Origin of the sequence: Nostoc sp. UHCC 0251, assembly GCF_034932245.1 — a bacterium.
Taxonomy (GTDB): domain Bacteria; phylum Cyanobacteriota; class Cyanobacteriia; order Cyanobacteriales; family Nostocaceae; genus Nostoc.
In genome coordinates this window covers 1-9,379 of the sequence record NZ_JAYGHD010000429.1, presented here as the reverse complement: position 1 = coordinate 9,379, position 9,379 = coordinate 1, and the positions used below count along the sequence as shown (strand labels likewise).

Sequence of the window (9,379 nt, the reverse complement as noted above, 5' to 3'; positions counted from 1 at the left end):
AAGGGGAAAAGGTTCTGTATTGTCCCCTTCCCCTTTAACCTTTACCCTTTTCCCCTCTCTTGCAAAAAGCACTTTTGCAAGAGGTCTTTCACAGCTAATCACATACCTGCGGTGGTGGGTAGAGCCAACGTGAATTTTGTGCCTTTGCCAACTTCCGACTCGACGCTGATTTGACCAGCATGTTTTTCCACAATAATTTTATGAGCGATCGCAAGTCCTAATCCCGTACCTTTACCGACAGCTTTAGTAGTAAACAAATGGTCAAAAATCTTTTGTTTTACTTCTTCATTCATTCCCTTAGCATTATCAGAAATGATAATTTTTATCCAGCTATTTTCTAGGCAAGTTGTAATTTTAATTTGATTGCAATTTAGCTGGATATCCTCAAAAGTGCGCCTATTATTCGATTCTTCCAAGGCATCAATAGCATTGGCTAAAATATTCATAAATACCTGATTTAATTGACCAGGAAAACATTCAATTTGGGGTAGATTTCCATAGTTTGTGACTACTTCAATTGCAGGACGCTGTTCGTTCGCTTTTAGACGATGTTTCAAAATTAAAATCGTGCTATCTATGCCTTGGTGGATATGAAATGGCACTTTGTAATCTCTATCAGCGCGAGAAAAAGTGCGAAGACTAGTGCTAATATTTTTTAGCCTGTCACACGCCATAGACATAGAATCAATCATCTTGGGCAAGTCTTTTAAGCTATAATCCAAGTCAATTTCTTCGGCATGGTCAAGAATTTCTTCACTTTTGCTAGATAAACTTTCTTGATAAAGCCTGAGATGTTCAAAAATATCAGCAATGGTGGGTTTAGCTTGTTTGAGACTAGCAGCAATAAAGCCGAGAGGATTATTCATTTCGTGAGCTACACCAGCAACTAAATTACCTAGTGCTGACATTTTTTCACTTTGGACTATTTGTAATTGGGCATTTTGTAGATCAGTTAGTGCTTGTTGCAAATCAAATGATTTTTGCTGCAAGGCAAGTTCTGATTGTTTACGCTCGCTAATATCTCGCATCACAACTACTGCACCGAGTTTGTTACCTGAAGAATCAACAATCGCTTGTCCACTTGCTAATAAAATTCTTTTAGAACCATGCTTTGGCGCAATTACCATTTCGGCATTTTCGACTATTTCCCCTTGTAAGGCACGAAACAGAGGAATTTCCGTTTTTGATAGGGGTGTTTGACCATCTGGTTGATAGAGGTCGAAGTGTTCTGTCCATTCTTCTACTGATAACGATTCTACTGGTAAGCCATGAAATTCATGAGTTGCTTTGTTAAATAGAGTCAATTTACCACTAGCATCGCAAACAACAATCCCATCAGTAATATTGTGAATGATGGCATTCAAAAACTCTCGTTCTTTGGCTAGAGATGCTTCGGCCTGTTTGCGATCGCTAATATCAATCACCACCCCATCCCAGAGGATTGCGCCGTCGGCTTGTTGTTCTGGCCGAGCAGCAGATTGAATCCATTTGACGATTCCTGATGGCAGGATAATGCGCCATTGGTGCTCAAATGGTGTCAGATTTTGGGCAGAGTAGGCGATCGCTTGTACAATACCTGGTGCATCGTCAGGATGATTCATGGCGTAAAGGCTATGCGTCCCTGCCATCACCAACTCTGGCTCTAATCCATATAAATCGAAACAGCCAGAGCTAACGTATGGTGTTGAAGTTGAACCGTCGGCCGCCAGACGGAATTGGTACACCATACCAGGAATATTATTTGCCAAATTTTGGAAGCGGGTTTCACTAGCCTGCAATTTTGCTAGAGACTGGGTTAATTGTTGAGCAGAGTTTTGGGAATTTCGATAAAGTTGGGCATTTTCCAGAGAAATTGCAGCTTGAGCACAAAGTAGGTTCAGCAGTTCGACGCGATCGCTTGTAAAGGCTCCGGTTGCTAAATTGTTTTCCAGATACAAAACGCCCAGCAACTTACCCTGATGCAAAATCGGGCAACACAAGATACTTTTAGGCTCCTGTCGTTGAATATACGGATCATTAATTAATTGCGGATGCACTGTGGCATCAATAATCACTTTTGGTTGTAAGCTGCGTTTGACGGTATTAATTAAACCAACTGGGACATCAACAGAGTCTTCAACAGACTGTGGGTTGAGCAACATTGGGTAAAAATCGACTTTAGCAGCCTGTTTCTCTAGACTGCTCTGGGAAAGCTGTGCTAACGCCTGAATTAGCAAACAATCTGACTCCAAAAGCATGAACACACACTTATCGGCTCCCGCATTTTCAATGACGATATGCAGTAATGCTGAGAGCAGTTTTTCGAGTTCGATTTCCCCTGAGATAGTTTGATAAGCTTTGAGAATGGCAGCTAAATCTAAAGCAACAGAGACGCTACTACTACTGGAAGTGGCGGAACTAGTGGATGTGACACTTCCCAATGTGAAAATAGTTTCGTGAGTGGAAAAGGGAGAACGGGTTTGTTCGAGGATGGAGGCGAGGAGTTGGGGATAGCGTCGTTCCAAGTCGGCGACTTTGGCTTTAGCGCCCCAACGAGCATAGCCGTAGTAGGCTTCAATCATGTATTCCTGGGCAATGCGCTGTTTACCCCAATTGAGGTAAAATTTGGCGGCGAGTTCGTTGGCTAGGGCTTCTTCTTGGATGTACTCGCTTTCTTTAGCAAGAGCAATAGCGCGATCATAAAAGTCTGTTGCTTCCATAGATTTACCAGAAATTCGGGCCATTTCCGCAGATAGCAACAGATATCGATGCCGAAAGTTTTCTGGGCAATTATCCGCCCATCGTTCTACAATTTGCTGATGCTGTTCTAAAATATCCCAATACTGATTTTTCTCTTCTGATGTCGCAGTCGAATAGAGGGCTGCCAAACTGAGTGGATAATAGAAATGGTATTGAATAATAGGGAAGAACCCAGCGTTGGCAGCCAGCGTTTTCTCTGCTTCTACTGCTGCTGCAACGGCCTCCGAGTAGCGACCATAAAAGTACGAAAGTTGTAGTTTAAGAAAGCAGTACCAGTTAATTCCATGTTCAAAGTTCTTCTTTTGCCGCCAAACATCTATATATGGAATTTCCTGGTGATTTCCATCATTCAATAAATCAGTGTTTTTAGAAATTTCTTGCAGGCTCAGTAAGAACTGTCTTTGTAAATTAAACGCATACAGCATATTGACATCGTTCACCTGCTGCACATAACTCAGATATTTCTCGGTTTCCGCATAGACATCAGATAAGCGATCGCCTTTGATTAACATCGCCCAAATCAGGAACGAAACTGCCCAAACACCAAACACCACATCCCCCGCTTCTCCACTAGTTTGGAATGACTGCCTTGAGAGCGGTAAATTTGTTTTCAAATGCTGGTTATAGGGATTAATCGTGTGTGCAAAAATATTATTGGTTTTATAAACAAATTTGGTGCTATTAAAATGGCGATCAAGTTTTAGAGCTAATGTTCCAAACTCATAAGCTGTTTGGTAATCTCCTTGGTTGGCCAGACTCATGCCATAAAGGCAGTAAGCAAAACCAGAGCCTTCGGCATTGCCATATTTCAATGAGGTATTAATCATTAGTAGCGGACTCAAATATGAGAGATATGGATCTCCTCCCATATATGTCACAGCCCAAAGGTCAGCTAAAAGACTCATACAGACCTTTTTAACTGGGTCTGTCATTTCAGGTAGATCAAATAAATCTGCTGGACGAGTTGTTGCAAGTTGATTGTTTAATTCTTCCAGTTGGGCTTTGATTGCGCCTTGCTGTTCTGCAATCGTCAGTGGCAGATTCATCCCCATGACACTCAAACCTTTGAGTCCAGCTTCAAAACCAGCTTGGATATTCTCGCCTTGAGTCATTTTCAAATACATTTGCACAGCATAAATATCTGCTAAATCAAATTTATCTTGAGCATGATGCAACGCCAAATCAAACAGTTTCTCAGCCTGATGGAAATCACCAGTTAAATATTCGCACTCTGCACGTTCTCGATATAATCCAAATGTCAGATGATAGTGAGTGTCCCAGCTATTCTGTGATAAAAATTCTATACCAAAGGCAAAATATTTAACTGCTGCTTTATAAGCAGTAGAAGCTTTGGCTTTTCTTCCAGCAATCAGATTGAGTTGAGCTATTTTATATTTTTCTGATTGCTGAATAATAATGTCAATTCCCTCGTTTAACTGATTGACAATATCAAAAATGCTAGTTTCAATCGTTTCAGGTGATGTATTTTGCAGTAGCAATTGTCCAATTTTTAGGTGAACCGCTTTTTTCTGAGATTCAGGGATGAGGAAGTAAGCAGCTTGTTGAACGCGATCGTGTAAGAACTTGTAAACACAGGTGCCAACCTTCTGTGTTGATGTTTCAACTGTGGTGGCTGACGCTTCAGTTTGATAAAACTTGTAAATTTGATTGGTGGGAATGATAAATTCTTCTTGCAATGCTTTCCACAAGTCTGAAGCAGTTTCCGTCTGCGATTTTTCAGAAACGATCGCCAATGTCGCCAAATCAAACTGATTGCCAATACAAGCTGCCAGTTTTAAAATATCTTGAGTGTTGGGTGGCAACTTCTGAAGCTGTTGTGCCATAAATTCCACCACATCATCGGTAAGAGCGATCGCTCTCACTTGCGCGACATCACACTGCCAAAAACCTGCCTCCCAATCAAAGGTAATCAGCCTATCCTCATACAGTGCTTTCAAAAACTGAGTCGTGAAAAAGGGATTGCCTTTAGTTTTTTGATAAACCAACTCTGTCAATGGCAATGCTTGGCCCGTTGCACAACTGAGTGAATCGGCGATTAAATGGTTCACATCTGCTTGACTCAAGGGAAATAGAGTCAGAGTGTTGACGCAAGAAGATTCCTTTTTGATTTCATCTAGCGTCAACATAAGTGGATGAGCTGCAAACACCTCGTTATCGCGGTATGCACCAATAATGAATAGATAACCGCGATTGCTCTGAGTCATCAACAGCTTTAGCAAATTGAGCGATGCCGAATCTGCCCACTGCAAGTCATCAAGAAAGATTACCAAGGGATGCTCTTTTGTGGCGAAGACTTGAATGAACTTTTGGAACAGCAGATTGAAACGGTTTTGTGCTGCACTGCCCGATAGTTCAGGAGACGCAGGCTGTTTGCCGATCATCTGCTCCAGTTCAGGAATCACTTCGATCAGGACTTGCCCGTTCTCTCCAACTGCCGCTAAAATCTTACTCTGCCATTGCTTGAGTTGGGTATCGCTTTCACTAAGCAACTGTCCCATTAGGTTACGAAAGGCTTGGACAAAAGCAGACAGAGGAATATTTCGATTGAACTGGTCGTATTTCCCTTTGATGAAGTAACCGTTCCACCGCACAATCGGCTTATGCACTTCATTGACAACTGCGGTTTTACCAATACCAGAGAAACCTGCCACCAGCATCAGTTGAGAGCCACCATTGGCAACATGACCAAATGCCTCCAGTAACGTCTGTACTTCTGATTCGCGTCCATAGAGTTTTTCTCTGATCAGAAAGCGATCGCTAATATCTCGCTGTCCCAAATCAAACCAGGTGTGCTTGCCTGTTTTTTGCCACTGTTCCAAGCATGTAACTAGATCATGTTTAAGTCCCAGCACACTCTGATAACGGTCTTCGGCATTCTTCGCCATCAGTTTGCGGATAATTTCACCCAGCATTAAGGGCAAATCGGGGTTGAAATCGCAGGCGTTGGGTGGAAGTTTCGCAATGTGGCAATGCACCAACTCCATTGGTTCTTGGGATTCAAAGGGCAGTTGTCCACTCAGTAGTTCAAAGAAAGTCACACCTAATGAATAAAAATCGCTGCGGTAGTCAATACCCCTGTTCATTCGTCCGGTTTGCTCTGGCGACAGATACGCTAGCGTTCCCTCTAATCCGTTGATGCTCTGAATCTCTTGGGTTTCTCGTGGTAGAAGCGAGGCAATACTGAAATCAATCAGCTTAATTTGTTTGGTGTCAGGGTGAATTAAAATGTTGGCTGGCTTAATGTCTTTGTGAATGACGCGTTGTTGATGTAACTGGTGTAGCGTGTCTAGCAGTTGCAGAACAATGGGTAAGAATTGCTCTAATGTCAGCGTTTTTCCTTGAGTAAATTGCCGCAAGGAAATGCCACCAAAGTCTTCCATTACCAAAGCATAGCCATTATGATAGGCTTCCAGGCTGTAGGGTTTGATAATGCCAGAAATATCTAAGTTTTTAGCGATCGCATATTGGTTGCGAAACTGTACTAACTCGCTAAAAGTTGGGTATTCTCGTTTTAAGAGCTTGATGACAACTGGTAGGCGTTGGCGAAGCCCACCGAAGGTATCGCATTCTCGAACTGCTCGATACACTTGGGTACGAGAACCTGAATAAAGTTGCTCTATAATTTGGTAGCCAGCGATCCTTAAAGTTCCATCAACTTTTGCGCTCATAAATTTTTACGGGAATTCCTGTGTACTAAGGTTAGAATTCCCTGGACAATATCTTAGTTAACAAACGTTACAAAACTTGCATTGGGGATTGGGGATTGGGGATTGGGGATTAGGCAAGAGGACTTGGGGGCAAGGAGAATTGGGGACAAGGGGAAAGACTCTCACCTCTTGTCCCCTTGTCCCCTTGTCTCCCCTGCCTCTAAAACGGCTGTATCCGCAGCAAAGCTGTTAAATCCAGAGAGGCGAGGTGTTGATAAGCCTGATCGATAACTCGCTTGCCCCTGAGAAAGCCTGTATTAGCACCGGGACAAATATAGCGGAGAGTTTCTGGTGTAAACTTTTCTAACAAGAATCGAAGACTCTGAATTTGCCGAGGCCAGTGAAAGGTTTTAGCTGTCCGTAATGGTACTGTTTCACCGTGCTGGTTAGGGAGTAAATGGCGACCAGAAAACAAGATACCTCCAAGTTCACTGTAGTATAAACAAGATGACCCAGGAGAATGACCTGGTGTCCAAATCACTTGCGCTGCTGCATCAAGATTGAATTCCTGTTTAAAAGTAGTTAAAGTTAGGCCTGGTAATAAATAAGCTTCTTGCTCTTGAACTAAAATTTCGCAGCCAAAGGTTTGCTGAATTTCAGCAGTTTTGCCAATAGCGCCTCGATGAGTGAGAAATAACCAACGCACGCCTCCATGCGCTCCTAAAAAATCTTGATTTGTTTGGTCTAAAGCAGGGCAGTCTATGAGGATATTGCCTTCATTTCTTACAATAAGATAAGAGGTTCCCCCTAATGTGTCCCGATTGGGTGGAAAAGCAAAAATGCTCTCTTGTGCGAAGTCCGATTGCAGAGAACCTCCGCTAGGAACTTCGTTAGGGAAGACAGCCCGTGGTGGCTTAGTTGTATGACTTGGCACTTGAGGTAAAGGGCACATGATAAAAGAGCCGAAACTGAGGAGTTGTGGATAATCTGGTTACAGCGTGGAAATTCTAAAGAATTGAAACTTGAGCTTTAGCCACCACTGTTAACCGCTGTGAAAAAAATGATGGTTTGAGGTCTGCCTTGTAGTTGATGCTATGGTGCTGAGACTACTGGTGAGGCGTTTTGTCAAAATTACTGAAGATAATATGGCATTTTGGTTTCTGCTTATTCTCCTACTGGGGCTAGCTACTTATCTAATGGTGCAGCACAGCGTCGCTCAGATCACCCGGACGCCAGTATGGTTATTGTGGCTGGTTTTAATGACACCAGCATTTCTGTTAAGTGGATGGACGCTGATGTACGGGGCGAAACAACCGCCACCACCAGCGTTGATTATTTGGTCGTTATTTGGCTCCACACTGTTGTATTGGACGTTGTTTCAATGGGGGCGTCGAACGCCAAGAGATATACAAGCCGAAACCCAAGCCCAAGCCTCAGACTCACAGCCAACTATCCAGCCTATCGTAGAACCAGTAGTGCGTCCCATTGAGCCAACGGAAGAAACTCAACTGCGAAATTGTTTTCCTTGGTCTGTATACTACGTTCAAAATATTGAGTATCGACCACAAGCCGTGATTTGCCGTGGTCAGTTGCGAACTAAAGCCAGCAACGCCTACCAGCAGATTAAGACTAATATTGAAGCACAATTTGGCGATCGCTTCCTGCTGATCTTTCAAGAAGGTTTCAATGGCAAACCTTTCTTTGTGCTGGTTCCCAATACTCAAGCTGCTAAACAGACAAATACACCACGACGCGACCAAGAACGGTTAACTCGACCAGGATTAGCACTTCTCCTACTAGTAGCTACTTTGCTAACTACTACCTTGGTGGGTGTGGAAATTGCTGGTGTTTCTCTTCCGCCTTTATGGGAAATTAGCTCTTTGTTCAAAGTTCTATCCAACCCAGATGTTCTATTCAAAGGATTACCCTATGCTTTAGGATTAATGACTATTTTGGGAATTCACGAACTTGGGCATTATTTAACAGCTAAATTCTACAAGATTCGCTCAACATTGCCTTACTTTATTCCCATACCTTTCTTCTTGGGAACTTTTGGTGCATTTATTCAGATGCGTAGTCCCATCCCCAATCGCAAAGCTTTATTTGACATTAGTATCGCTGGTCCAATTGCAGGCTTTGTCGTGACTTTGCCATTACTAATATGGGGGTTAGCCCATTCTGACATAGTTTCTATAAATGAAAAAACCCGACTTTTAAATCCTGATGCCCTTAATCCCAAGTATTCCATTTTACTAGCGCTACTCTCGAAGTTTGCCTTGGGTAGTCAGTTAACAGCACAATCAGCCCTTGATTTGCATCCAGTTGCAGTAGCTGGTTTTTTGGGACTAATTGTTACAGCCTTAAATTTAATGCCTGTGGGACAGCTAGATGGTGGTCACATTGTCCATGCGATGTTTGGACAACGAACTGCGATTGTCATTGGTCAAATTGCTCGCGTACTCTTGTTATTACTTTCTTTAATACGAGAAGAATTTTTGGTGTGGGCGATTATCTTATTATTTATGCCTTTGATTGATGAACCTGCACTTAATGATGTCACTGAATTGGATAACAAACGTGACATTTGGGGATTACTGGCAATGGCTTTGTTGATTGTAATTATTTTGCCATTACCGCAGGCGATCGCTAACTTTTTGCAAATTTAAAAAGTATCAGCACAGCAAGAGAAATATATCTAGATTTTTACCAGCTATGGAATTAACCACAGCTTGGTATTTTGTAATTGAGATTATAAATAATATTCAACAATAGTTCTCTTTGAAAATGTCTTTTCGTCCACAACCCAGTGCCAGCAACTAATATTGTCCCGTTGCTTCTGGCTACGGTGTACACACAAGTCTGAAATAGCTGATTAGATTAACCAAGGTTTTACCCCACCCTAACCCTCCCCTTATAAAGGCTACGGTGTACACACAAGTCCTAAAAACCTAGCTTGATAAGACTTTCCTCGT

At 42.5% G+C, this 9,379-nt stretch carries 3 protein-coding genes; 1 reads left to right on the top strand and 2 read right to left on the bottom strand.

Annotation, left to right across the window (positions count from 1 at the left end; all coding sequences use genetic code 11):
* Positions 1–98 precede the first annotated feature (98 nt).
* Both VB740_RS34400 and VB740_RS34395 read right to left on the bottom strand, forming a co-directional pair.
* Positions 99–6,428: an AAA family ATPase gene (locus tag VB740_RS34400; RefSeq protein WP_323204296.1), complete on the bottom strand. Its 6,330-nt coding sequence runs from the start codon at positions 6,426–6,428 to the stop codon at positions 99–101.
* A 199-nt stretch (positions 6,429–6,627) separates the two neighbouring features.
* Positions 6,628–7,359 carry an MBL fold metallo-hydrolase gene (locus VB740_RS34395; protein WP_323204295.1) on the bottom strand — a complete coding sequence of 244 codons (732 nt, stop codon included), beginning with the start codon at positions 7,357–7,359 and terminating at the stop codon, positions 6,628–6,630.
* A 193-nt stretch (positions 7,360–7,552) separates the two neighbouring features.
* On the opposite strand from VB740_RS34395, the gene VB740_RS34390 reads away from it, so the two are divergent.
* A complete protein-coding gene (locus tag VB740_RS34390) occupies positions 7,553–9,073 on the top strand; it encodes a site-2 protease family protein (protein ID WP_323204297.1) in 1,521 nt (506 codons plus the stop codon).
* The last annotated feature ends 306 nt before the right edge of the window (positions 9,074–9,379 follow it).